The sequence below is a fragment of the Shewanella sp. DW31 genome, from assembly GCF_015767295.1.
Classification (GTDB): Bacteria; Pseudomonadota; Gammaproteobacteria; order Enterobacterales; family Shewanellaceae; genus Shewanella; species Shewanella oncorhynchi.
Genome location: NZ_JADWMP020000005.1, coordinates 45,968 through 70,458 on the forward strand (window position 1 = coordinate 45,968; position 24,491 = coordinate 70,458).

22 protein-coding genes are annotated in these 24,491 nt (G+C 42.7%); 10 read left to right on the forward strand and 12 right to left on the reverse strand.

Annotated elements, in window-relative coordinates:
- The first annotated feature begins 3 nt into the window (after window positions 1-3).
- Together menC and menE are read left to right on the forward strand one after the other, a co-directional pair.
- Window positions 4-1,104 carry an o-succinylbenzoate synthase gene (gene menC / locus GWI56_RS05890; RefSeq protein ID WP_198572381.1) on the forward strand — a complete coding sequence of 367 codons (1,101 nt, stop codon included), beginning with the start codon at window positions 4-6 and terminating at the stop codon, window positions 1,102-1,104.
- Window positions 1,097-2,512: an o-succinylbenzoate--CoA ligase gene (gene menE, locus GWI56_RS05895; protein ID WP_242068358.1), complete on the forward strand. Its 1,416-nt coding sequence runs from the start codon at window positions 1,097-1,099 to the stop codon at window positions 2,510-2,512. Before menC ends, menE begins: the two co-directional genes overlap by 8 nt.
- A 4-nt stretch (window positions 2,513-2,516) precedes the next feature.
- Here the strand turns inward: menE and GWI56_RS05900 are convergent, their stop codons facing one another.
- On the reverse strand, window positions 2,517-3,755 hold the full coding sequence (locus tag GWI56_RS05900; protein ID WP_198572382.1) for an EAL domain-containing response regulator: 1,239 nt from the start codon (window positions 3,753-3,755) through the stop codon (window positions 2,517-2,519).
- A 329-nt stretch (window positions 3,756-4,084) separates the two neighbouring features.
- Here GWI56_RS05900 and GWI56_RS05905 point away from each other — a divergent pair, with 329 nt between their 5' ends.
- Window positions 4,085-4,711 (forward strand): response regulator transcription factor, encoded by a 627-nt coding sequence (locus GWI56_RS05905; RefSeq protein ID WP_113940277.1) that lies wholly within the window; start codon window positions 4,085-4,087, stop codon window positions 4,709-4,711.
- The gene (locus GWI56_RS05910) at window positions 4,708-8,274 is read left to right on the forward strand and encodes a transporter substrate-binding domain-containing protein (RefSeq protein WP_198572383.1); all 3,567 of its coding nucleotides are present in this window, start codon (window positions 4,708-4,710) and stop codon (window positions 8,272-8,274) included. Before GWI56_RS05905 ends, GWI56_RS05910 begins: the two co-directional genes overlap by 4 nt.
- A gap of 76 nt (window positions 8,275-8,350) precedes the next feature.
- Here the strand turns inward: GWI56_RS05910 and GWI56_RS05915 are convergent, their stop codons facing one another.
- The 10 genes from GWI56_RS05915 to ftsY all read right to left on the reverse strand — a co-directional run bounded on the left by GWI56_RS05915 (window position 8,351) and on the right by ftsY (window position 20,255).
- A complete protein-coding gene (locus GWI56_RS05915; protein WP_168827248.1) occupies window positions 8,351-9,031 on the reverse strand; it encodes a molecular chaperone in 681 nt (226 codons plus the stop codon).
- Between the two features lie 19 nt (window positions 9,032-9,050).
- A complete protein-coding gene (locus GWI56_RS05920; RefSeq protein WP_198572384.1) occupies window positions 9,051-10,382 on the reverse strand; it encodes a fimbrial protein in 1,332 nt (443 codons plus the stop codon).
- Window positions 10,383-10,392: 10 nt separating this feature from the next.
- Window positions 10,393-12,981 (reverse strand): fimbria/pilus outer membrane usher protein, encoded by a 2,589-nt coding sequence (locus tag GWI56_RS05925; RefSeq protein ID WP_242068359.1) that lies wholly within the window; start codon window positions 12,979-12,981, stop codon window positions 10,393-10,395.
- A gap of 11 nt (window positions 12,982-12,992) precedes the next feature.
- On the reverse strand, window positions 12,993-13,742 hold the full coding sequence (locus GWI56_RS05930) for a molecular chaperone (RefSeq protein WP_198572385.1): 750 nt from the start codon (window positions 13,740-13,742) through the stop codon (window positions 12,993-12,995).
- 68 nt (window positions 13,743-13,810) lie between these two features.
- Window positions 13,811-14,341 (reverse strand): fimbrial protein, encoded by a 531-nt coding sequence (locus GWI56_RS05935; protein ID WP_198572386.1) that lies wholly within the window; start codon window positions 14,339-14,341, stop codon window positions 13,811-13,813.
- 716 nt (window positions 14,342-15,057) lie between these two features.
- On the reverse strand, window positions 15,058-15,420 hold the full coding sequence (locus tag GWI56_RS05940; protein WP_198572387.1) for a hypothetical protein: 363 nt from the start codon (window positions 15,418-15,420) through the stop codon (window positions 15,058-15,060).
- A gap of 459 nt (window positions 15,421-15,879) precedes the next feature.
- Complete coding sequence (rpoH, locus tag GWI56_RS05945; protein WP_006079635.1) at window positions 15,880-16,737, reverse strand: RNA polymerase sigma factor RpoH; 858 nt, start codon at window positions 16,735-16,737, stop codon at window positions 15,880-15,882.
- 225 nt (window positions 16,738-16,962) lie between these two features.
- The gene (gene ftsX / locus GWI56_RS05950) at window positions 16,963-17,928 is read right to left on the reverse strand and encodes a permease-like cell division protein FtsX (RefSeq protein ID WP_105250625.1); all 966 of its coding nucleotides are present in this window, start codon (window positions 17,926-17,928) and stop codon (window positions 16,963-16,965) included.
- Window positions 17,925-18,641, reverse strand: a complete 717-nt coding sequence (ftsE, locus tag GWI56_RS05955; protein WP_105250626.1) for a cell division ATP-binding protein FtsE — start codon at window positions 18,639-18,641, stop codon at window positions 17,925-17,927. Before ftsE ends, ftsX begins: the two co-directional genes overlap by 4 nt.
- 3 nt (window positions 18,642-18,644) lie before the next feature.
- A complete protein-coding gene (ftsY, locus tag GWI56_RS05960; protein ID WP_198572388.1) occupies window positions 18,645-20,255 on the reverse strand; it encodes a signal recognition particle-docking protein FtsY in 1,611 nt (536 codons plus the stop codon).
- Between the two features lie 213 nt (window positions 20,256-20,468).
- On the opposite strand from ftsY, the gene rsmD reads away from it, so the two are divergent.
- Window positions 20,469-21,137, forward strand: coding sequence for a 16S rRNA (guanine(966)-N(2))-methyltransferase RsmD (rsmD, locus tag GWI56_RS05965; protein WP_198572389.1), 669 nt, complete (start codon window positions 20,469-20,471; stop codon window positions 21,135-21,137).
- Window positions 21,112-21,396, forward strand: coding sequence for a DUF1145 domain-containing protein (locus tag GWI56_RS05970; protein WP_173248200.1), 285 nt, complete (start codon window positions 21,112-21,114; stop codon window positions 21,394-21,396). The genes rsmD and GWI56_RS05970 overlap by 26 nt, the downstream gene beginning before the upstream one ends.
- Window positions 21,397-21,474: 78 nt before the next feature.
- Here the strand turns inward: GWI56_RS05970 and GWI56_RS05975 are convergent, their stop codons facing one another.
- Window positions 21,475-22,038 carry a NapC/NirT family cytochrome c gene (locus tag GWI56_RS05975; protein ID WP_105250630.1) on the reverse strand — a complete coding sequence of 188 codons (564 nt, stop codon included), beginning with the start codon at window positions 22,036-22,038 and terminating at the stop codon, window positions 21,475-21,477.
- Window positions 22,039-22,472: 434 nt separating this feature from the next.
- Between GWI56_RS05975 and GWI56_RS05980 the strand changes: the two genes are divergently transcribed.
- The 4 genes from GWI56_RS05980 (at window position 22,473) to GWI56_RS05995 (ending at window position 24,477) form a co-directional block, all read left to right on the forward strand.
- Window positions 22,473-22,835 (forward strand): hypothetical protein, encoded by a 363-nt coding sequence (locus GWI56_RS05980; protein WP_198572390.1) that lies wholly within the window; start codon window positions 22,473-22,475, stop codon window positions 22,833-22,835.
- 100 nt (window positions 22,836-22,935) lie between these two features.
- Window positions 22,936-23,391, forward strand: a complete 456-nt coding sequence (locus GWI56_RS05985; RefSeq protein WP_198572391.1) for a DUF2057 family protein — start codon at window positions 22,936-22,938, stop codon at window positions 23,389-23,391.
- A gap of 109 nt (window positions 23,392-23,500) precedes the next feature.
- On the forward strand, window positions 23,501-23,938 hold the full coding sequence (locus tag GWI56_RS05990) for a hypothetical protein (protein WP_242068360.1): 438 nt from the start codon (window positions 23,501-23,503) through the stop codon (window positions 23,936-23,938).
- A gap of 278 nt (window positions 23,939-24,216) precedes the next feature.
- A complete protein-coding gene (locus GWI56_RS05995; RefSeq protein WP_198572393.1) occupies window positions 24,217-24,477 on the forward strand; it encodes a heavy metal-binding domain-containing protein in 261 nt (86 codons plus the stop codon).
- The last annotated feature ends 14 nt before the right edge of the window (window positions 24,478-24,491 follow it).

The following is a 24,491-nucleotide window of genomic DNA, read 5'->3' on the forward strand; positions in this document are numbered from 1 at the left end:
TATATGATATTAACTTCGCTTAACCTGTATCAATATCGACTACCGCTCGACGTATTATTGCCCGTCGGCAAGCAACGTATCGATCACAGAGCGGGATTAGTACTACAAGCCAGTGCTAATGTTGGTGGCGAGCATAGACAAGTCGAAGTTGAAATTGCCCCACTCTCTGGCATAGATGTCGATGAACAAGCCTTGATGGGGTTCAGCCGTGAAACACTCACTCAAGTGCAAACGGCTTTGACTGGATTATTACCCCAACTCTGCGGTCAGCATATTGATACATTGCTGGAATGCGCCGAGCAAAGCCCTTACCCTTCTTTGGCCTTTGGTTTAAGTCTGTTACATGCCAAGTTAATGGGCAAACTCGATGCCATCCGTCCACAAACGGCCACAGTCCCTTTGATTTATCATCCAACGGATGCCAGCCAAGACTTGCTCGATAGCAAAATTGCCGCCCTTGGCAGGAATGTTCGTTCGGTGAAAGTCAAAGTCGCGCAAACTTCAATCGAAGATGAACTAAGCCTGATTTATGGCATTTTACGTACCCGCCCCGATCTCAAATTGCGTTTGGACGCGAACCGAGGGTTTACACTTGAGCAAGCAATCGAATTTGCTGCTTGCTTACCCCTAGATACCATAGAGTACATTGAGGAACCTTGCCTGAATCCTCATGATAATCATGAATTTTATCAAGCAATTGGTATACCCTACGCCCTCGATGAATCGCTCAACGATCCAGAATACCAGTTTGTAATGCAAAATGGTCTGACTGCGCTTGTCATCAAACCTATGCTGCTCGGCAGTATCGAAAAACTAGCTAATTTAATCGATACGGCGCAAAGCTATGGCGTACGTTGCATTATCAGTTCGAGTCTAGAGAGCAGTTTAGGCATTAATGATCTGGCTCATTTAGCCGCGATTCTCACTCCCGATGAAATCTCTGGGCTCGATACCCTCAGCGCCTTTAGCCAAGATTTAATCGTGTCATCGGGTAAAAAATACTGCCTCACACTCGCGCAACTTGAGCCCATTGCACTACATGTCATTGATTCAAATCAACAAAATGATGATGCAGCTAAAAGTGAGGGAAACGAGTTTGTCTAATGCCAGCCTATCAAAACCGCTTGCACTGCCACCCGTGCACCAAGCTGCGCTTGCGTTTCCACAGCAAACAGCCATCAAGTTGGCGGGGGAAGACATTAGTTACTCAAAGCTTAGCCAGTGCGTTATCGCACTGGCTAAGCAGCTAAGTGCTGCGGGGATCTCAAACGGTGAGCCGCTCGCCTGTATTGCTAGCAATAATCTCGAGATGATTTGTCTCTATTGGGCCTGCATCGATATTGGAGCAATCTTTTTTCCTATCTCGCCACGTTTTCCCCTCGCTCAGATCCAAGGCTTAGTTGATCAACATCAGATCCGCTATATTTGGAGTACTGAGGTTTACGAACTACAGAATTGTCATCACTTGCGCTTAAATTTCAATCGCGTTAGCAGTGACTTAGCCCTGCCTGTCGACTTTACTCGCCCAGCTAATGTGATTTTAACTTCAGGCTCTAGTGGCTTTCCCAAAGCGGCGGTGCATTGCTTAGCGAATCATATTGCCAATGCCGAAGGTGCCCGCAGCTTAATCCCACTCGAACAAGGTGATGCTTGGCTACTCTCCTTGCCCTTATTCCATATTGGCGGTCTTGCGATATTAAACCGCTGTGCCTTAGTCGGTGCCAGTGTTGTCCTGCCAGATCAAGCGCTTAGCCTTGGTCAGCAGATTGACCAAGATCAGTTGACTCACATATCTCTCGTTCCCACACAGCTGAGCAAGTTACTTGCCGATACGAGCAGCAAGCTTAAAAGTATCAAAGCCTTACTACTTGGTGGCGGTGCAGTCTCAATCGACTTACTCCAACAACTTAAGCAACGCAATATCGCCAGCTACACCAGTTACGGCATGACGGAAATGGGCTCGCAGATCACCACAGGTCACGCTTTAAGCGACGGCAGCAGTGGCAAACTACTCCCCAAACGTGAGCTCAAAATCGAAGACGGTGTAATTTTGGTGCGCGGTGAATGCCTGTTTATGGGCTATCTCACCGCGGATGGAATACAAAAGTGCGTTGAACAAGACGGCTGGTTTTACACCAAAGACAAGGGCGAATGGGACGAAAATGGTAATCTGCGCATTCTTGGTCGCGTCGATAATATGTTTATCTGCGGCGGCGAAAACATCCAGCCAGAAGAAATCGAAGCCGCGCTTAAACAACATCCACAAATAGACGATGCAATCGTTTTCGCCATACCAGATATACAATTTGGCAATCTCCCTGCCGCCATCATTCGCGGCAGTTTAACCCACCACCCAGGGTCGATTGCAAATACGCTCGAACTATTCCTTGCCAACAAAATCGCCCGCTTCAAACGTCCAAGACAATATTATTCATGGCCAGAAAATAATGAACAAATAGGACTGAAAGTGAACCGAAAATCCTTGATCAGTGAGCTAACAAAAACAAGTTAATCCACTAAAACTCAAGGCTAAGCTCCTGTAATTCTTTAAGCTGTAAACTCGCAGGGAAAAAACGTTGGATAAATGTTTGCTCATCAATAGGACGAGAAAAACAAAAGCCCTGTCCAATCGTACAGCCAAGCTGTTGCAACAATACTAATTGGGAATTTGTTTCAATACCTTCTATCACTAACTCCATATTAAGTGCTTGTGATAACGCTATCACACTGGAAATTGCGGCTTGGCACCTAGGTTCAACACTAAGTTCACGCACAAAACAACCATCTAATTTAATTTGTGAGAAAGGCAATTCGCATAAACGTGCCAATGAAGAATGTGCAGCACCAAAATCATCAATCGCCAATTCAAATCCTAGCATTCGCAAGCGGATTAAATTCTCCATATTCACTGCTGGCGCAGCCAACAGGCCAGTCTCAGTAATTTCGAGGGTAATACTTTGAGGATGAATGTTAAATTTCTTTACCATATCGACAATCTGATACACTAATTTAGTCGAATTAAGTTGAGATATATCGAGATTATAGGCGAGAGAAATTAGGCTTTCATGTTGTTGTAAACGCTGCTGTAAAGCGCAGCCTTGCTCGAATAACTGTAAGAATAAATCGTCAAGTAAGCCATGTGAAATTAACCGGTCAATAAAAGTACTGGGATTTAACAATCCAAAATCAGGATGATGCCAGCGTGCGAGCATTTCTGCCCCTTTCAAGTTAAAGCCTGCAACATCAAATTTGGGCTGATAAAAACCCACGAACTGCCTTTGCTTCAATGCTTGTTCAAAATCCTCAAATACAAAATTTTCGGGGCACCTAGCAGCTATAAAACCCGAAGAAATTTGACTCCTTTGAATGCGACTGTTGGTAAATCTATCTAACATACGCTGCAAATTATCCACTGAAGGGCACTTACTTAAATCACCAAGATATTCAAAATTAAGCATTTTAATCATCTGCGATACAGACCGCCTGAGTTCCTTATCAATACAACTAAATAATGCAACTGAAGCTATATCGTATTTTGCTTTTGCTTTGCGCAAAAACGATAGACCATCAATACCTGCCATCATAAGATCGCATATCACTATGTCCGCACTATGATGCTCATCGAGCCAAACAAGCGCATCTTGTGCTGCCCCAAAAGCAAACACCTCAACGTTGCTAAGAGATGCAAGATTATGCTCAAGTACTGCACGTTGAAAGGGGTGGTCTTCTAAGACAATCACTCTAACCTTACCCATTGAATACCCTTTAAAATTAAAATACTAATAGACAAATGCCTGTTACGCCCTTGCCGCAAAAAAGCTGCAACACCGAGATATAGATAGTCAGCTATAATTTAAATCACTAGAGGATCAAAACTCGAGATACAAATATATACAGATGTTTATGAATTAAAAACAATGAGAATGCCTATGATTAAATTCATCTGCCTTCAAATATTTTACGACTATTATTTAAAAGAAATTGCTGAAAAATATGTAGGAAAAATCTTAATCACATAGTTTTATTTCACTGTAGCGACTTACAAAGGATAAAATCTGTACTCAATAGTTATGGAGTTACATGAATGAAAAGAAAAATATTAATAGTAGATGATCATCCAGTTGTTGTTTTAGCACTAAAAATCATTTTAGAACAAAGTGGCTTTGAAGTGATAGCAGAAACCAATAATGGTGTTGATGCATTAAAACTTATTAAAGAACTCTCACCCGATGCTGTTATTCTCGATATTGGCATCCCCCAATTAGATGGATTAGAAGTGATAGAAAGGTCAAGAAAACTCGTAAAGAGCCCGCCAATTTTAGTCTTGACGGCACAACCATCTGATCACTTTGTTTCCCGTTGTATTCAAGCCGGAGCTTCAGGTTTTGTCTCTAAACAAAAGGACATGAATGAAGTCACTGGCGCGCTTAGAGCAATTCTCACAGGCCACTCCTATTTTCCGATTATAAGCAATAACAACATGATTGCTAAATCGAGTCAGGACGAGGCTGAACTCGTAAAAAAGCTTTCAACTCGTGAAATGGTGGTGTTGCAGCAGCTAGCAGTCGGCTTATCTAATAAAGAAATAGCCGAGCGTATGCTGCTAAGTAACAAAACCATTAGCACATATAAAACTAGACTACTTGATAAACTAAATGCAAAAAATTTGGTAGATATAATTGAAATAGCAAAGAGGCAAAACTTAATATGAGAAATGTTATTTTCATTCTTATATTGAGTCTAAATTCAATTTATTCACTAGCACATGAAAGTAAATTTACCCATTATCATTTGATCGGCTATCAAGAGAAGGCTGCATTGCCTATCCAGCTATCATTAGAAGAGATTGATACACTTAAAAAATATAAATTTCTGAATATTGGCATATCGTCGCCTGACTATCCACCATTTGACATGACAGTAAATGGTGAACAAGAATTTTATAAAGGAATTAGTGCTGACTATATACATATTATTGCTAATATGCTCAACATTGAAGTCAATATAAAACGTTATACATCTCGGGAAAAAACAATTACCGCAGCGCTCAATGGAGAAGTAGATCTAATTACTACAGCAAATAAATTTGAACAAATGCACGGTCTGCTACTAAGTACACCTTATACTGTTGATAAGCCTTCTATATTCAGAAATGCTAACTTAGGTGATAATGAACAAATCAAGTCAATGTCTATGGCCTATGAGTACTTACCAGATGAAGCGATAACAGATATTTATCCAAATAGAAAATTACTCAAATTTTCCTCTAGACAGGCGGCCGTTGCTGCAGCTGCATTTCGGCAAGTTGATGCTGTGATTGTCGACCAAGTCTCCGCCAACTATTTAATAAACAACAACTTCTCTGGAAAACTTAAATTAGACACTCACTTGTCTCTAAACTCCTATGGCAGCGCCTTTGCTGCAACAGAACAAAATAAGGCCTTAATAGATATAATTAATAAATCTATTAGTAATATTTCACTCGAACAGAGAAAGTTGATTAGAAAACGCTGGAGTGGCGGTGGAAGCACCATTCCTTTTACCTCAGAACTCCCCAGTTTTACAGCAGATGAGACGGCTTGGCTACAAAAAAACCCTAAAATAACAGTGGCAATTAATAAGTATGCGGCACCGCTAACATACCTTGACGATACACATAACGCTGAAGGGTTTGGCATTGAGGTTTTGGAACTAATACAAATGTATTCAGGGCTAAAGTTTGACTATATTATTAACAATAGGTTTTCAGAACAGATTAGTTCCGTCCTCAATCATAAAGCTATGATGACAATATTCTCACCGAGTGAAGAACTTAATAAAAATATTATTTTTACTAAAGAATTCTCAAATTCACCTTATGTTTTTGTAACACAGAAAAATGCACAAGACCTAGATATTAACGCTATAGTTGTTCCCGATGGTACTTTTAATGATAACATGCTCAGAAAAATAAATCCTAATGCAGACATTATAATCGCTGACAATTATCTTGAGGCATTGAATGATATAGCGACTGGTGCAACAAATACCACTATTGTGCCACTGGCTTTAGCCGACTTCTATGTAAATAGTTATTTCAGCGATACTTTAGAAGTAAGTAAGATCATAGATGAAATGCCAAGAGCATCTGTGGCATTCGGAATGGCGAGTTCAAATAAACTACTTAAGAGTATACTTAATAAAACATTAACTGTTATTCCTCCTGATGAATTACAAATGGCAGAAAATCGCTGGCGCCGTAATGCCCTGCCTGCACGCCAAAGCTGGAAGGATTATAAGTACACTATTTACACTATTGTGATTGCCTCAACGATCATGATTTTAGTCTCAATTATTTGGGCTCTTTACACTCGAACTCATTATCGCAAGCGGCTATTAGCCAAAAAAGAACTTAATCAACAACTGCAATTTATGCAGTCCATTGTTGATGCCATACCTCATCCTATTTATGTAAGAAATAAGCGGCGTGAACTGACTATGTGTAACGAGAGTTACCTTAATGCTTTCAACGCCTCACGCGAAGATTTGCTATATAAGACCACAATGGAAGGAGCCAGTCGCTCTAAAGAGGCTCCTATTGTAGATAAAGAATATGTGCAAGCCTTAGAGGATGGTCTTGCCATATTTAAGGATAGAGAACTTCATATAAATGGACATAAATATAATATTTATCATTGGTTTAAATCCTATGGCGATGAAGCTGGCAATATAGAAGGGATTATTGGTGGTTGGATAGATGTCAGCGATAGAGTCAAGCTTATTGAAGAATTAGAATATGCTAAGGAAGCTGCGGACAGTGCAAGCCAAGCAAAGAGTACTTTCTTAGCAACTATGAGTCATGAAATCCGTACGCCAATGAATGCCATCATAGGAATGTTAGAACTGGTACTAAAACGTACAAATTCACAACAGTTTGATTTAAATTCAATTAAAGTTGCCTATGATTCCGCTAATGACTTACTTGAACTTATTGGTGATATTTTAGATATTGCTCGTATTGAAGCGGGTCAGCTGTCACTTTCGCCCATGAGAACCAATCTTAAGACAATTGCAACCTCTGTCGTGAGAGTGTTTGATGGACTAGCAAGGCAAAAAGGAATCACTTTACAGTTGGATTTCGATCCTGTTATTGCGAATGATGTACTCGTTGACCCTATGAGGATTAAGCAAATACTGTCAAATTTAATTGGTAACGCCATTAAATTTACTGATAGCGGTGGAGTAAAAGTGAAAATTCAATCAGAAAGTTTCACCAATACAACTCACACGATTCTATTTACTGTCACGGATACAGGAATTGGCATTTCGGGGGACGACCAACAGAAACTATTTACCCCTTTCAGCCAAGCGCAAGGAACCCACACAACCCATGGTGGTACAGGGCTTGGGCTCATGATTAGCCGCTCTCTGTGCGAAATGATGGGTGGGAGTTTAACCCTTGAAAGTAAATTGCATCAAGGAACTCAGATCAGCATGCAATTAACCCTCACCCAGCTTGAAGCCGAAGCAATCCATAACCCTTCACAACCCATTCCAGAATCGCATGTGAGTAATCCCCTCGATATCTTAATTGTTGACGATCACCCTGCGAATCGCTTGCTATTAGCCCAGCAGCTTAAATATTTAGGCCATAGTGTTGATGAAGCAGAAAATGGCTTAATTGCCTTAAACATGTTCGAAAGTAAACAGTATCCTGTGGTGATCACCGATTGTAATATGCCAGAAATGAACGGTTATGAACTCTGTCAGAAAATTCGCCAACTCGAACACAAACGTCACACGCATGCTATCGTCATCGGCTATACCGCTAATGCCCAAAAAGAAGCCAAGGATGCCTGTTTAACTGCAGGGATGGATGACTGTTTATTCAAACCCATCAGCCTAATGGAGCTAGAAAGTATGATTAAACGGTTTACCCCAGAGAAAATCACCATAACCGCCACACATTTTGCCGCTGACGCAGTAGAAAAACTCACAGGAAATAATGCAGAGTTAGTCGATAAATTGCTTAAAGAACTCCTTAAAAGCAATCAAAGCGACTTGCAGTCCCTGTATTTAGCCCTCGAAAATAATGATTTGAGTACCATCAAAGATCTCGCCCATAAGATCAAAGGTGCTGCGAGAATTATCGATGCACAGAAGCTTATGTCTGCCTGTGAAATGCTGGAAAATGCGAGCCATCAGCAGTTGAATACTTATGTTGAAGCCGTATCTCAGGCTATTGCTTCACTCGAGGCAGAAGTGATCTCTTATACCCAAACAGCCTCAAAATAATGCCCAAGCCCATAGCTTCAAGTCACGCTGTATAAATGCATATACATAAGGCCCTGTTGTAAACAGAGCCTTATGTTCAATTCACTGTCAAAGCAAGCGGCTGAGCATTCCCCTCATCGTCTATGTACTCGGCCTTTAGGATAAGCCCAAGCTGATCGATTAACTCGCTCTCAGTGATAGTCACAGTTTCTGCGGAGTAAGGGGCTAGCATTCCTTGAAAAATAGCATAATCCCTCCCTTTAAAACTCAAACTGAGGTTCTGATAGGTCACATAGTAAGGTGACTTATTCTCTATTGATAACATATTGTCTTTCAATATAAATGACTGCCACTTTGCTAAGTCTAAAACATCAATTGCGAGCTTATTGGGCCGCACAAAAACCTTCATTTGAGTACGTAAAGCGACAATCAACAGTTGCCCCTCAGTTTCATCAATATTTTTGGCAGGGGTGGGTGGAACTTCGTATACATTCAGCCAGTATAACTGTTCTTGTTTTTCAGGTTCCTGCTCCGCAATATTAAGCAGATTTATGTGCTTGCGCTCCTTTGGGGCAATTTGCAACAAGCCAGGATAGGGTAAAATTGGCGCATTTGCCGTTTCAGGGCCAGAGTCTGGATCGCCGTCATCCACCCACAGTTGCACCATCACAGGGTAGTCATTAATATTCACCAGTGACAATCCTTGCTCCCGATCGGAAGCCGCAAAAATAATTCGACTACGATCGGCGACTACGCCAGCCAGAGCGTTTTGCAGCATTAGGAGCCATAAAACTAAACTACTGAACCCGAATAAGCACTTCCGCTTTTGCATAAAATTTTCCTGCCGTTGGACTCATTCCGGGCAACTTGCCAAAAACAACTCTGTAATTATCCATATATTGATAACTCGTACCGACAATACCTGTCTGATTCCCCTGTAATGGCCGCCAACCGTCTTTCCATGCATTATATTGTGAGTCTAAGCTGGTTCTATTATCAAAATTTAAAAAGGGTTGAATCACACCATCATTGCGTTGTAGCTTTACCCCCACACCATTAGCAACCATATTAGCACCATAGGCATTACTGACTAGATATGTCACAGCATCCTGAGTAGTAAACCCCAACCGTCTCGCCATCTGGTAATTATTACTCTCAATCTTAAAGGCGATAGCGTTCGCATTAACTGCGGGGCCATTGATATTGGCTTTCTGTTGGCAACGATAATTAATCTGGATGTCAGCTTCTCGGGTAATGCCGCTGTTTAATTCCGCGATAGTCACAGTGGGGAACAACACATAAGGCGTGACATTCATTACCGCACAACCTCCAGCCCTTCGCGTATACAACTGTTGATATAAGCTGATATTCCCAGGCCAATTCGCATACCAGCCTGGATAATGACTAATATGGTCAACCCCTTCCGTAGGATAGGCAAGGCCAGGCCCACCAAAAGCAATATAAGCTGCAGGTTGATTATAACTGTATGCTATAGACTCAGTCACACCTCTGATATTGCCAATCTGGAACAGCTCTATCGTGACATCAGTAAAGTTTTTCGCCTTCACTAATATTCTTCCCTGAGCATCACGGTCTAACCCCCGCAGCGGCCGATATTGCCATAAGCGCGAAAAATACTGACCGGTGGCATTATTCTTAACCCTGAGCACAACATTTCGATGGTAAGTGGCATAACCTTTGTTAATACCATAAGCCACGCCATCTTCGTACATGCCGCCATAAGCATTATCAGCGTTTACTGAGTAGATCTCATTTAGTTGGTGCTCATCCGCCGCATCGCAACGAAAAAGTACCTGATCAGGATCATACCCGCCAGTCTGTCCATAGGTACTGAAGGGCACAACACTCGATCCCAATAACGTGCCATTGGGCTGAAAACTTTCATCGGTAACATTGATAATAGGCAGATTAAGTATGCCCCTATTAGGATCGAGACCACCAGACCATATAGCTGTTTTACCATACGCAGGTGCGACATAATAAAAATTTGCCGGATCTGTTGTAGTCGTCGATATACGGTAGCAAGTCGCCATAGCTTGACCACTAACTAAAGTGGCAAACACAAAAGATACCACTGCCAATAGCCGACCTAGGTTGAACTCAATCATAGTTTTTATCTCAATTAATCCGCTCACATAGCGCGGGCATTCTTAATAAAGTGTTATCACGACTGCTTTCGAGGGTATAGTCAAAGTGACATTGCTGATCGGGTTTATTTCCCCAATTAACGGTCAACTGACCACTCGGTTTAGAAGCTCTGACATAAGCCATACCAGCCTGTCCAACCATGCCCAATACTAGGCCATCTTCGTCCACGACTTCGGCGCCAATAGGAATAACGCCGCCGTTGGCTTGCTGAGTCATGAAGACGACGGCTATCCCGTGTCTAGTCTCGAATTTCATCTTAACGATAGAGCCGGCATAGGGCGCAACTTGCTGTTGTGTCTCGATAAGTTCTGTACCACTTAACATAGATCCCGTATCAAGCGTGACACTATTTGTGCGATAAGGCGTCAAAGATGGGATAATTGCATATCCCAAGTCATCAATCTCAGCACCCCAATTATTAGTCACTTTTGCGCCAGAAGCTCCCTCAGCTTGAACAATCGCAAAAGTATCACTGAGGTTTTGGCTTAATGTTACGCCGCCAGAATGCACCACTGCTGCACCACTCAACCCAGCGCCAACCTGCTGATAAGTACCAGAAATCGAATAGTTACCCGATAAAGTCGCTTGGCTAAAACGCTTTTGCGTATTGACGCTGACACTTTCACTCGAACTATCCTGCCGCTGCAGTGAAGCATTCAGGCCATATGTCCAAGTATTATCATCGTCCACAGTGCCTGCGAGTCCTAGATTATACTGTTCATTACCCCTAGATGAGTGACTAAACCCACTGCTAAGCATGTTTGACTGGCGACTACCAAATGGAATGGACACGGTGAGACTCACAAGATCTTCCTTCACCCTATCAGAGGAATAACCGCTCATTTCAGTTAATAGCTGACCACCAAACCCATTCTGTAGCGGAACTTGACTGGTATATTGGCGTGAAAAAGTGAGTCCTATATTCACACGACCAATACCCACCGTATAACCGAACTGTAGTTGATCGTCATCATCGCGCCCATCACGGTATTGACGTTTAGAACCACTCAAATAAACAAAGCCAAAGTCATCTAAACTCTGATTCACACTTAAACTCATTTCAGACCGCTGACTGTAGGTCTCAGATTCAAAAATATTCCCACTCTCCAATGCCCTCCTCAAACCTAAAACATCATTCAACTCCCGAAATGACTCTGTAGAGTAGTGATATCCAGCAAGTGCCACTGATGTCCCCGAATCGAACGAATGGCTATAATTAAGTCCAACACGCCAGCCATTTTTCCACTCATTTAATGCTGAAGACTGAGAAATACGAGACATTGAATGTACAACGGTTAACCCTAGAGCCCCCCATTCTGTACCTAATACAGTCCCTAGACTCAAAGCAAAATAATCATCTCCGACACGCCCACCGCTATTTAGCGTCAGCATATTACTCAAACCATATTCAGAAATTAAATCTACAAAGTACCCACCAGACTCTGCTTGATCTACTTCACCAAATGATAACCCGTACTGGAAACTTCCTTCACGCAACGAGCCAGGCACAGCACTGAATGGCACAGTAAAACTAGAGACCTTCCCATCGGCTTCACTAATTTCAACTAACAAATCCCCCTCATAACTTGTGGGAAATAAGTCATTAATAACAAAAGGCCCCGCCGCTACTGTGGTTTGATAAATACTCACACCATTTTGCTTAATCACTACGCTGGCGGTTGAGTTAGCGAGTCCTCTGACGACAGGTGCATAACCACGCTGCGATTCTGGTAACATACGATTATCAGTCAGCAACTGTACGCCAGTAAAAGCTAAACTACCGAAAATATTTCCTCGAGTGTAGGCATCACCAAGCAAGAGTTCGCTCTGCATATCCGGCAAGGCTCTGGTGATATAAGTTCTAATAGAATTAAAACTTTCTTGAGTATTTTGGGCAACATCCTTGTACTGATAACTCGATTGATTTCTCAGGCGCCATAATCCTAAATTGACACCTGAATTAAGGCCCGTATAAATGGCACGCATATCGCTACCAGCACTGCGGCTATTAGTTTGATAGTAGTTACTGTTGTAACTGATAAATCCAGCATTCTCTCCCTCACTCCAAGATGAAGGATCAACATAGCCACGCGGAATCTGCCGTAAATAAGCTTGTGGGATCGCAATCTCTAATCTTAATTTCTCGGCATCAAATTGCGTCGATACCCCCTTGACCACAGTATCAGGGGCCGCACATTCAGCCTGCAATAATGCATCTTCGTTTATGTATATTGCAGTTACATTCGACTTGTTCCAGAAATTAAGGTCGAGACAAGGCACAACTCCTTGGGAGCCAACCTTAACAAAATTAATAATTTCCCTATTTAAGTAAGTACCATTTATATAGATATCAACTTGGTATTGACCTGGAATAGTTTCTGCTGTCGAGTTAAAGCGAGAAAGATAACTATCGCCATAACCACCACCAAGTAATAGGCTGTCATCAAATGTGAAATCCTGTAAGTCATCAGCCCTCAACGATGAAGACATGCAAAAGATCACACCAATCAATAGCAGCAAAGAGTAAATTTGGCTCATCAAACGCATGGATTTTTTCATAACCAATCTTATCAATGATGTTCAGATGCAATGACATATTCACTTTTTACAAATCCGCCGTAATCATTTACTAAAGTGAATTCAATCGTCATTGGATATGTGATGACAAACTGCTGATTCTGAATGTCTATCAACTGATTAGACTTAGGTTCAAGCATAGTAATAGGGATGATTAGCTCTTGTTTTCCCGACTTAATTTTTGCCTCAACAAAAGAGGCGAAAAAAGCCGCATTATTTTTCACATCAAGGTGAATTCCAGCATCAGCATACTGAACATCAAAGGCAATCTCTTTTGCCACATCATCTGGATTAGATTCAATCTCTACAGGCCGATAAAATATTTTCACTCTATTTTTGAGCATCACTAGCATCTGATTTTCACCAGCATTTTCTTTCGATAATGGAGGTATCTGTAGAAAATTAAGATAAAACACACTCTCACGGTCTTTTGGCAGCTCACCGCCGCTATAAATTAAGCGAATTAACTGCCCTCGCTTAGGCTCTATTCTGAAAATAGCGGGTAACGCCAAAAATGGGCCATCAGCATTCTCAGGTGTCGACTCTGAGTTATTAATATCAGTCCAGACCTGAACTACATTTGGAAAAGTATCGTTATTTGTTAACTGAACACTGCGCTCTTTAGCATCACTTGGATAAATAACACGAGTATTGGTCATCACAACACTGGCATTTACGAAATAGACCTGAAAAAAGATGACAATAAATAAAGAGAATCTAAGTAATACAGAAGATAATCGCATAAATTTTCCATCGAAAAGAAGGCTCACTCTGTATTAGAGTGAGCTCAAACAAGACAGGGTTAATACTGTTACAGGTAGGTGATAAGGTATTGCACAGTACTAATAACACGACCCGCTGTTGCACTGCCAGTTTCAGAGATATATCGCACTGCAAAATCATGGGAGGCAGAACTTTCACCTGCTGCAACATTTAATCCATCTATAGCATTTCCAATTGTTAAATCGATGCCAGCTCCACCCACGGACTCAAGAATTTGTAGTGCCACATTTGTTGCACTACCTGTATTGACCAAGTTACCACCTGCTGTAATATTATTAGAATAAAATACAGTTTTAATTGGTAGAGCTTTCGTTGCATTAACAGTACAACCACTGACCGATAAGGTAAATGGAGTTTCACCAGCCACAGCGCCTGCTGTTGCAAGCTCAACTGTAGAAACTGTGGGTAACAAGACTAGTGGAGTGGCAGCATTACCATTAATAGCCACTTCACAGGTTTGATCAGATACTTCACCTGCGAATGTAATAGTATTATTCGCTTGAACACTAGTACCAAACAATGCACCTAAAACTAAAATAGATAGCGTTAATTTTTTCATCAGACATCCTACTGTTATTACTATATGGGGATATTATGGTTATGGCTCATCGAAGCTGAGCACACAATAGCAACAACACTAACAATTACATATAGGACTAGACTTGCGATCTTGTAGGAAATTTCTGACAATAAATATACTAAATATAAAAATAAAAAAGCGATTTCAAAAAGTGAAATCGCCATTATTAATAGCAAAATTGTGCATCAATTATAATGAAGAGCAAGAATAACTTCATTCTCATTTTTTCGGCTAAAAACCAGATTATTAATTTGTTTGAACTGGGTTAATAAAACACGTTTTTCGCCACTATACATAGCGTTCGGCAATATCTTAGGCTGTATAACTTGGGTAAGAAATTGATTAAAATTCTGGTCATAACAAGAAATGGTAGATAGATCGGAGTTGCAACTTGGTTCTGCTATCTCACCTTGAAAAGAAAGAGTTCTAAACTCAGTTTTTGCTATCACGTTACAGCTTATCACCGCGCTCAACATGACTGTAGTTACGCCGAATAACGATACCTTTAACATCTCATCACCCATTTCGATTTGTAGGACACCTCCTAACTATCGACCAAGAATGGATGTTCTGAAGTATATTTACTGGCAATAAATGTACTTATTGATAGATTGAAAATTTATAACTAACTAATCACACTTATCTAGCTTAAAACACTACTCATTCATATAAAATGTCATAGCAAGAATAAGCATTTAAAAAAAACAGTAGTCAGCACAGGTTTGGTTAAGATCAACCGCTATACTATTCTTCCACTGCGCATAGTAGATTGTTGATACATTGCGGGGCAGCAACCATCGCACTTGGCTATCGTCTTGAAAATAATGAATATTGTTTTTTTTAAGCAGCTCAATTAAAACTCTCGTCTCAAATTGACATAGAATGACCTCAGCTCCCAATACATAACTAAGCTTTAAGTCCTCGCGTTTAAAAGCGATACCCTTGCAAACTAACCAAAACAAGCTCTGCTGACATACTTCGACGCCCCCATTGACACGAAATGCAGTACCCCAACCTGATTCTGATGATAGGGCTAACTTAGTGATCATTGAGAACATAACTTCCCACCTTTGTAAGCATTAAAAAAACCGCATAATGAGTATCTATCGTAAATTGGCGGGCATCCCTTCTAACTTAAAAGCTTTCCTTGGTACATAATCCATCGCTACCCGACCAAATCTTCCGTGCTCAATATCCATATCAACTTTGCTTAAGGCGATACTCAAAATGCGGAGGAACAAGAACGTTCTGTAATAAGCATCGAAAATAACTTTTGAATTGAGGCTCAAAAGTTAGTGATATATTAACTATTTATAACGGCTCTAAATGTAGGATAAATCCGATGTCTCGTGGTGAAATCAGCCATAGTCGCGTACGTTTCAATACGATTGAGCTTTATAGCTATAGCGAAATTCACTTTAAGTGTCGCGATTAAATCCATTCTTTCTCCCATAAAAAAACCTGCCGTAGCAGGTTTTTTTATGGCTAAATCACTGTCACCTTAAACGTGATGCGACTTAGGCTTCCATGCAAGCTTTCAGCTTGTTCATGGCATTTTTCTCAAGTTGGCGAATACGTTCAGCCGACACTTGATAAGTCTCTGCAAGTTCTTGCAGTGTGGTTTTATCGTCATCTAACCAACGGGCGCGCAGAATATGCTGGCTGCGTTCGTCTAAGGTTTTGATGGCCGATAATAAACGACCTTGGGCATTCGATTCCCAGTTGTCGTTTTCAATGTTTTCCGCTAAATCCGATGAATGATCTTCCAAGTAATGGACTGGGGCAAAATCATGCTCCTCATCTTGATCATTGGTTAAATCAAATGCCGGATCTTGCGCTGCCATACGTGATTCCATTTCGGTCACATCGGCCTTAGATACACCTAAATTTTCAGCCACCATAGTGACTTCTGCATCGCTGAACCAACCTAAGCGTTTTTTCGCTTTACGGATGTTAAAGAACAACTTACGTTGCGCTTTAGTGGTCGCGACTTTAACAATGCGCCAGTTTTTCAGCACATATTCATGAATTTCAGCTTTGATCCAGTGCACAGCAAAAGACACTAGACGCACGCCAACATCGGGATCGAAGCGTTTAACCGCTTTCATCAAGCCTATGTTGCCCTCTTGGATCAGGTCTGCCTGTGGCAAACCATAGCCTGAATAGCCTTTAGCAACGTGCACAACAAAACGTAAGTGCGACATAATCAGTTGCTTCGCAGCTTGTAGATCACCAGTTTCCTGTAAACGCTTGGCTAACTCATACTCAGCCTCAGCGTCCAGCATGCTGATGCTAGTCACTGAATGGATATAAGCTTCTAGACTACTGGCGCCCTGTGGGACTGTCAGTGCCATTGATTGCGTTTGAAAGGTCATTCGCTCTCCTACATTTATCAGACTACTTAACGAGTGCATTCTTAGGTTCAACAACAAAATACCCTAAGAATAAGCTCACGAACTATCGGCTAATTGACAGAGTATGTCAACCTCAGCTCGTTTGCGGATACCCTTTTTACCTCGCTGAAGTAGACATTGCAAGTGAACAAAAGTTCATTACTCAGCATATTTTTCATCACTTTTTTTAGTTTAATCGACTGATTATTATGAAGGTTCAATCGACCGTAAATGCTGGCGTACAGACAAATACGAACCTAACCAACCTAAAAATGACGCCAGTCCAACCAATTGCAACAGTTCAGTAAAAGTGAGCGATTTCATCTCGAGCTGACTGCCATACAAGCCCAACAGCTCGGCAAGAGCCGAATCGAGATACCACACTAATAAGTTAATGATAAGCCAAGCCAATATGCCACCAATGACACCATACCAAATCCCAGTGTAGAGGAATGGACGCTGAATAAAGGCTTCAGTTGCTCCGACTAGCTTCATCACTTCAATTTCGCTGCGCCGATTCATAATCGCTAAGCGAATCGTATTGCCTATCACTAAGACCACAGCCAGCACGAGTAACGCGGCAATCGCCATCACAGTACGTTCGAGTAGACGCACTACCGCCTGTAACCGTTCTAACCATTCAATATCTAAGCGGCCAAAGCTAATCTCAGGCTCGCGCTCTAGTTTAGTTAAGAGTTCACGGGCGCCCACTGGCGTTGAGTAACGCGGCGTAGGCGTAACGGTAATGACCGCGGGCAAAGGATTTTTATCTAAATAGGCCAAGGCCTCACCAAACCCAGATAAGCGTTGGAATTCTTCTAGCGCTTGATTTTTATCAATATATTGCACTTTATCCACTTCGGGATATGTCCGAATGCGAGTCAGCAGGCTCTGAATCGTTTGTTCACTACGATTATCGTCGATAAACAAGGAGATCTCTGCCGCGCTGTTCCAGGAACTGGTAATGGTCTCGGCATTTTTAACTAGCACTTGCAATGCTGCAGGCAAACTTAGGCTCACACCTAAGACTGCCATGGTCATCACAGAGGATATTGGGTTGCGCCAGAGCTCTCCCATGCTCGCCATTGCTTGCTGCGCATGGCGAATAAAAAACATCACAATCCGACCAGACAGAGGCAGCTTGCTGCGAGTTAATTTTGCGCTATCGCTCATTGCCCTTCACCTCTATTCGTCGGTGCACTGCGAGTGTGCACATTAGGATGCAACTCTTGTGCACCTAACATACGGCCCTGTTTGAGGGTAAAAGTGCGATATTTCATTCGTGCAATAAGACCTAAATCATGGGTGGCGATTAATACGCTGGTTCCCGCATCATTAAAGGTTTCAAACAGACGCAAAATATCCATAGATAATTTAGGATCTAAGTTACCCGTAGGCTCATCGGCGAGCAGTAAAGGTGGTTTATTCACAATCGCACGGGCAATGCCAACACGTTGCTGTTCGCCGCCGGACAACATAATTGGGTTATGCCGCTCCTTGCCATATAAACCCACCATATCGAGCGCACCCGCAACACGCTTACGGATTTCGCCATGGGAGAATCCCTCAATCACCAGTGGTAAAGCCACATTGTCGAACACACTTCGGTCCATTAATAGGTGATGGTTCTGGAAAATCATCCCGATATTGCGGCGCAAATAAGGCACATGTTTAGGGCTGACTTTGGCGATATCGTGACCGTTAATCGCGACGCGCCCCGTTGTTGCCCGCTCGATTACCGTGATTAATTTCAGCAGCGTACTTTTACCCGCCCCCGAGTGGCCGGTTAAAAATGCCATTTCACCTTGCTGTAGATGAAAATTCACATCCTCCAGCGCCATTTGGCCGCCAGGATAAATCTTACTGACCTGCTGAAAATCAATCATAAATTAGCTATCCGCTTTTTCTTGAGTGAACAAGGCATCGATAAATTCTTTCGAATTAAAGGTACGCAAATCATCAATTTGCTCACCCACGCCTATGTAACGGATCGGAATATTAAACTTGTCGGCAATCGCGAACACCACGCCGCCCTTAGCCGTTCCGTCTAACTTACTGATAGTTATACCCGTTACACCTACGGCTTCTTGGAATAATTGCGCTTGGCTAATCGCATTTTGTCCCGTGCTCGCATCGAGTGTCAGCATGACCTCATGCGGCGTATCTGGGTCGAGTTTTTTCATCACTCGCACCACTTTCTTCAATTCTTCCATCAAGTGCGCTTTGTTCTGTAAACGACCGGCTGTGTCAGCGATCAACACATCCACTTTACGTGCCTTGGCGGCTTGTAAAGCGTCAAACAGCACAGAGGCACTATCGGCACCCGTATGTTGGGCAATCACAGTAATATCATTACGTTGGCCCCAAACCTGTAGCTGCTCTACCGCAGCTGCGCGGAAGGTATCGCCCGCGGCTAACATCACCGACTTACCTTGGCTCTGATATTGTTTGGCTAATTTGCCAATAGTGGTGGTTTTACCCACGCCATTAACGCCGACCATTAAGATCACAAATGGGCCATTTGCATTGTCTGGCACTAACGGAATTGCGACTGGGTCGAGCGTCTTCTGCATCTCTTCCCGTAACAAGTCATATAAAGCTTCAGCATCTTTCAATTGCTTACGCGATGCTTGATCAGTCAAATTCTTGATCAAACGCGTGGTTGTTTCGACGCCAACATCGGCGATTAACAACTGTTCTTCGAGTTCTTCAAACAGATCATCATCGATTTTCTTGCCGCGAAATAGGCCGATAAAACCACTGCCAATATTCTCGCTGGTACGCATTAAGCCACGTTTCAGGCGAGCAAAGAGCCCTTCCTTAACGGGTCTAGCCTGCGGCTCAGGTTGCAATTCAGCAACGGCTATAACAGCTTGCTCAGTTTCAGCTTGTTGCTGAACTAAAGCCTCTGCTTGCTCACGTGCTAGTGCTTCGCCAGCGAGTTGTTCTTCCGCTAAGGCTTCAGCGGCATGCTGTTCGGCGGCCAAACGGGCAAGTTCAGCTTGTTCCGCTGCGAGTAATTCTGCTTCTAACTGAGCGGCAACTACACGCACCGCCTCTGCTTGAGCTAATTGCTCTGCGGCGGCTTGCTCAACCGCTAACTGCTGTGCTGCAAATTGTTCAGCGATGCGTTGTTCTGCTTCTAACTGTGCTTCGGCTAACTTCTCTGCAGCATGCTTTTCTGCACTAAGTTGTTCTGCAGCCAAACGTGTTGCTTCAGCTTGCTGATTAGCAAAATGCAACGATTCGATTCGGGCATGCTCAAGGGCGAATTGCTCGGCCTCGGCTTTTGCCTGTGTTTGTTCGGCCGCTAACTGTTCTGCAGCCTGTTTTTCAGCATGAGCTTCGGCCTCGATGGCCCCTTGTGCCTCTACTTGTTCCTGCGCTAAACGCTGTGCTGCATCAGTATCTTGTGTTGGAGTAACAACTGGCGTTTCAGCGACGACCTCATCTTGTGACTTATCTTTACGAAACCAAGAGAAAAAACCTTTCTTTGCCATGTGTGATTCCAGCGCTCTACTTCAGTATTGAATTTTGAATAAGACCCTGATGTTATACCAGATTGCCTCGGCAATTACGCCCAAAAAGTCGGCAATTAGCTAAGCTCAGTTAGCCTTCTCACCTTTTAGTGAGACTTTGATATAAAATAGCGGCCTTTATTAAGGTGGCACAGTCTACCACTTTCTTTCTTCAGGCAAAATCACGGGGGCACTTTGGTTAATCATCGAACGGTCAAAAATAATGTGACCAAGGGTCAAACAGCCAAAAATAAACCCGGCAGTGGACAAGTGCGGATCATCGCAGGCCAATGGCGCTCGCGTCGTCTACCTATCCAAGATCTCGAAGGTTTACGCCCGACGACAGACAGGGTTCGCGAAACACTCTTTAACTGGCTGGCGAATGATTTAGTCAATGCACGTGTACTCGACTGTTTTGGCGGTAGTGGCGCTTTAGCTCTCGAAGCCTTGTCCCGCTATGCCAGTTTCGCCAAAATTATCGAGTTGCAACGCGGCGCAGCCCTGCAATTAAAAGAAAATCTGCAAACCCTTAAATGCGATAAGGCCGAAGTGCTCAATGCTGATACGTTAGTGATACTGCAAAGGGGCTGCGAGCAAGGTTTCGATGTGGTGTTTATCGATCCACCCTTTCGTAAGGGATTGGCAGAAAAGACGATTCAACTGCTAGATACTCAAGGCTGGCTCAATGATGGTGCGCTGATTTATGTCGAAATCGAGTCTGAATTGCCGCAACTTGCTATCCCTTCTCGCTGGCACGCCTTAAAAGAAAAGAATGCAGGGCAAGTGAGCTACCGTTTATATCAATATCACTCAGAAACCACTGTTGAGCCCATCGAAGATGAAAACCATGCCCTTATTAATTAACTTAGGTAAAGCCATCACTCTGATTGCTTGGTTGATGATGGCCTACAACTTAGTCATCCCCTTTGAAGGCAATGTGGCGATTACTTTAAATATCCTGTTTGCCATTACCTGCATGATGCATTGCTTCCAAGTCGCGATTTTCCACATGCTGTTTAAGACCTTGCTGCCATTAACGCAACAAGATTATCTACAAGTGTTTATCTTCGGAATTTTCAGCCTGTTAGCTTATCGGCAACGAGTGATGACTCAAGCGAATTAACCGAGCACACAGACAGCGAAAAGCCCTCTATTGAGGGCTTTTTAATGGCTATCAATTAAGAAACTTAATCGCTAAACCTTATCCTTTTGGATATGGGTGTGCTACGCCTTTATGGCAGTCAACACAGGTCTTTCTGGCGTCTGGTTCTTTCTTGAAGTTATTTGAGTGCATTCTTACAGCCATTTTACTCATAGTTTCTGGCTGATTCTCGTAAATACGAGTGTGGCAATGCTGACAGTTAGCAGAATCGTTCGCACGGAAATAATTCAGCGCTTTATCCGCTTGTTCTTTACGATTTTCATCTAACCAAGCTTGAGTGTTAAAGCCATCAATTGTCATGAAACCATATAAATCTTTAGATACGATGATTTTTTTGATCAAATAATCGACTGGACCATGGGGTAAGTGACAGTCTTGACACTGAACCGTAATCCCCGCTTTGCCGCCGCCATGGGCAGAAGCCAACACTTCATCCTTCAGCGAATGATTGCTATGGCAAGACATACAGAACTCATCTGTACTGGTCGCGTGTAATGTTTGTTGAGTGGTAAAATATCCCACAACACCCACTACAATACCGACGACCAGTAGCGCCAGGATTGAATATTTCGCGCTAGGTTTAAATAGTGCACGCCAGTTCATCACTCTATCTCCAAAATTGTCAAAATTAGTTTTTATAAGACTAGTTTATGCTCTTTCATTTATTAGAAATTTGATTTTAAGCCGAAATTTGCTGATTAAATTAACCTTAAAAGCGCAAAATGAGACTTAGCTCTAACTATTTGGACGTCATTTGGTAAAAACCGCTAGCTGAACTGTGATGCACTTTAACTAAAGCTAATGCAATCACCCGATAATCGCAAGTTACCGATTATCGCGATGAGATTTCCCCTTTGAGAATCAATCACTATTGAAATCATTTCTAGAAAATAGAAATGTGATCCAGTCGATGTTTTGTTTAATTATTGAAGTAGGCGGAGAAATAAATCATTAAAAATTAAAATTTGAATCGTATATGAAACTTTATTGGGCTAACTAAGGTCTCTAAGGGTAAGCAATCAATTTTCAGAGTTATCATGGCTAAATTTTGGATCACCATAGCAGTGTTATTTTCGCTAATCGCCCAATCGGCGATAGTGAGTGCTATGCCAACTTCAGCCAACACCAATGGCCACAGCAGTCAAACCATGCTGATGATGGATGCAGAAATGAACTGCACCATGCCAGATTGTTCTGCATCCGATTGCTTGCAACACTGCCAAGATAGTATGACAAGTCATTGTCAAACCCATTGCCTATCATCACTTTACCTTGAGCCTGCAGTGCTAGAACTGGCCTTCGCCAACCCAGCAAGCAAGCGTATTGCCATACAAGGCTGGGCGATGCAAACTGCCGACCTCGGGCTCACCACACCGCCTCCTAACTCCAATTCACTGTAACGTCTTTCGTTTTTTACAACGTAAAACCGACTAAACACCTTTGATTGCGCCGCTGCATGTTCGCACCGCAACGAGGTACAGAGAATTTTTGGAGTTTATTATGAAAACCACTTTATTGAACAAAAGCTTACTAGGCCTTACTTTCGTTATCGGTGCCTTATTAAGTAGCACCACAGTTACAGCCGCCAGCTTAAATAGCACAGATGCGCTCAGTGTTATCAGTATCAATGGTGTGCCAACCACGCCCTTTAAACCCATCCAACTCTCCGCAGGGAAAGTACTGCTCGAGCTAAAATATCAGGATATATTTGATTATCGCGCCGATGATAGTGGCAACTGGGTTAAATCAGCGCCGCTTTACTTAGTGCTGGATGTGAAGGCGAGTGATAGCTACCAAATCACCCAGCCCAAAATAATGACTGAAGCTGAAGCGCGTCAATTTATTAAATATCCAACGATTCAACTCAGTATTAATGGTGACAAAGCGGGCGAATATCCACTGCAAAGCCACAGCCAACTGATGGCGAAAATGTTAGTCAGCAATCCCGCTTTCTAATTTAGACGAGTTAAATATTTAATCTGAGGCATGTGCTGAAATGTGAGTTAAATCATTACAGCATAATGCCTCTATGCTAGACTCGAGCCGTTCATCATTTGGAATACTTATGCATCACACACTCAGTCGTTATTTTTTAGTCATATTCACTCTACTCGCACTCGTCGGGCAAAGTGTCGTGTCTAATGGTCACGCCATGGTGCCACACACTATGGATATGAGTGCGATGAATCATGAGGTTTCCTACCAAATGCACCACGCTACAATGATGCAGATGGACACGGAGAACAGTTCTGACTCACATTCAATGGCCAACACGGATTGCTGCAACGATAAAATGCTTCCCGGCGCGAAACAGCATTGCTGTGATGGCACCACATCATGTTCAAATGATTGTGGTCATTGTTTGACGATTTCAGTCGCTGGCACTCTATTCAGCCCACACCTCTGGCCAAGTGTGAGCATGAGCGATACTGCAATGGCCACTCCTATGCCTCATTTCCACTCTATCTCTTTGTCTTCGGCCTTTAAACCACCGATAGCCTAGCTCTACTTTGTGCTTATTGGGCAAATAAACCCTTAAAAAAAGCCAAACGACCAAGCTAAAACGACAATGCTGTTAGCCCTAAGCTAACGCCCTATTTAGCCGTTTATTGTGGTGCCTTATCATTAAATCGTGCACCCGAGTCTAGCAAAACGTTGATTACTGAGCCGAATGCCAAATTGTGGCATCAATTCGTCTATCGAAGCGAACCGCTTTGATCCACTGTGCTCACTGACGTTTATGCGCTCGTATTCGGCCGTTAATCCGATGGAGTGAATAATATGAAAACACTAACTAATCTCGCCTTAATCACATTCTTGCTGACCAGCACAAGCGTGTTTGCGACGGCCGCGCCGCACGCACATCAACACGACAATGCCAATCCACAGGAACAAGCACATACCCATGTTTGCCCTATGCACCCTGAAGTGACTGGCAGCAAAGAGGATACTTGCCCTCAATGTGGTATGAACTTAGAGCCAAAGGCAATAGAAGCAAAACCGGCTGAAGGTGCGGCAAAAAACGCCCACAAACACCACTAAGCTAGGCTGGAGAT

Bases quoted from the DNA above. Each gene is read 5' to 3' on its own strand.
- GWI56_RS05980 (WP_198572390.1), top strand. From the start codon at position 22,473: ATGGCTAAATTTTGGATCACCATAGCAGTGTTATTTTCGCTAATCGCC.
- rpoH (WP_006079635.1), bottom strand. From the start codon at position 16,737: ATGACCTTTCAAACGCAATCAATGGCACTGACAGTCCCACAGGGCGCC.
- GWI56_RS05920 (WP_198572384.1), bottom strand. From the start codon at position 10,382: ATGATTGAGTTCAACCTAGGTCGGCTATTGGCAGTGGTATCTTTTGTG.
- GWI56_RS05930 (WP_198572385.1), bottom strand. From the start codon at position 13,742: ATGCGATTATCTTCTGTATTACTTAGATTCTCTTTATTTATTGTCATC.
- GWI56_RS05990 (WP_242068360.1), top strand. From the start codon at position 23,501: ATGCATCACACACTCAGTCGTTATTTTTTAGTCATATTCACTCTACTC.
- GWI56_RS05915 (WP_168827248.1), bottom strand. From the start codon at position 9,031: ATGCTGCAAAACGCTCTGGCTGGCGTAGTCGCCGATCGTAGTCGAATT.
- GWI56_RS05925 (WP_242068359.1), bottom strand. From the start codon at position 12,981: ATGAAAAAATCCATGCGTTTGATGAGCCAAATTTACTCTTTGCTGCTA.
- GWI56_RS05975 (WP_105250630.1), bottom strand. From the start codon at position 22,038: ATGAACTGGCGTGCACTATTTAAACCTAGCGCGAAATATTCAATCCTG.
- GWI56_RS05905 (WP_113940277.1), top strand. From the start codon at position 4,085: ATGAAAAGAAAAATATTAATAGTAGATGATCATCCAGTTGTTGTTTTA.
- GWI56_RS05995 (WP_198572393.1), top strand. From the start codon at position 24,217: ATGAAAACACTAACTAATCTCGCCTTAATCACATTCTTGCTGACCAGC.
- GWI56_RS05985 (WP_198572391.1), top strand. From the start codon at position 22,936: ATGAAAACCACTTTATTGAACAAAAGCTTACTAGGCCTTACTTTCGTT.
- GWI56_RS05940 (WP_198572387.1), bottom strand. From the start codon at position 15,420: ATGTTCTCAATGATCACTAAGTTAGCCCTATCATCAGAATCAGGTTGG.
- menC (WP_198572381.1), top strand. From the start codon at position 4: ATGATATTAACTTCGCTTAACCTGTATCAATATCGACTACCGCTCGAC.
- ftsE (WP_105250626.1), bottom strand. From the start codon at position 18,641: ATGATTGATTTTCAGCAGGTCAGTAAGATTTATCCTGGCGGCCAAATG.
- GWI56_RS05900 (WP_198572382.1), bottom strand. From the start codon at position 3,755: ATGGGTAAGGTTAGAGTGATTGTCTTAGAAGACCACCCCTTTCAACGT.
- GWI56_RS05970 (WP_173248200.1), top strand. From the start codon at position 21,112: ATGAAAACCATGCCCTTATTAATTAACTTAGGTAAAGCCATCACTCTG.
- ftsY (WP_198572388.1), bottom strand. From the start codon at position 20,255: ATGGCAAAGAAAGGTTTTTTCTCTTGGTTTCGTAAAGATAAGTCACAA.
- ftsX (WP_105250625.1), bottom strand. From the start codon at position 17,928: ATGAGCGATAGCGCAAAATTAACTCGCAGCAAGCTGCCTCTGTCTGGT.
- GWI56_RS05910 (WP_198572383.1), top strand. From the start codon at position 4,708: ATGAGAAATGTTATTTTCATTCTTATATTGAGTCTAAATTCAATTTAT.
- GWI56_RS05935 (WP_198572386.1), bottom strand. From the start codon at position 14,341: ATGAAAAAATTAACGCTATCTATTTTAGTTTTAGGTGCATTGTTTGGT.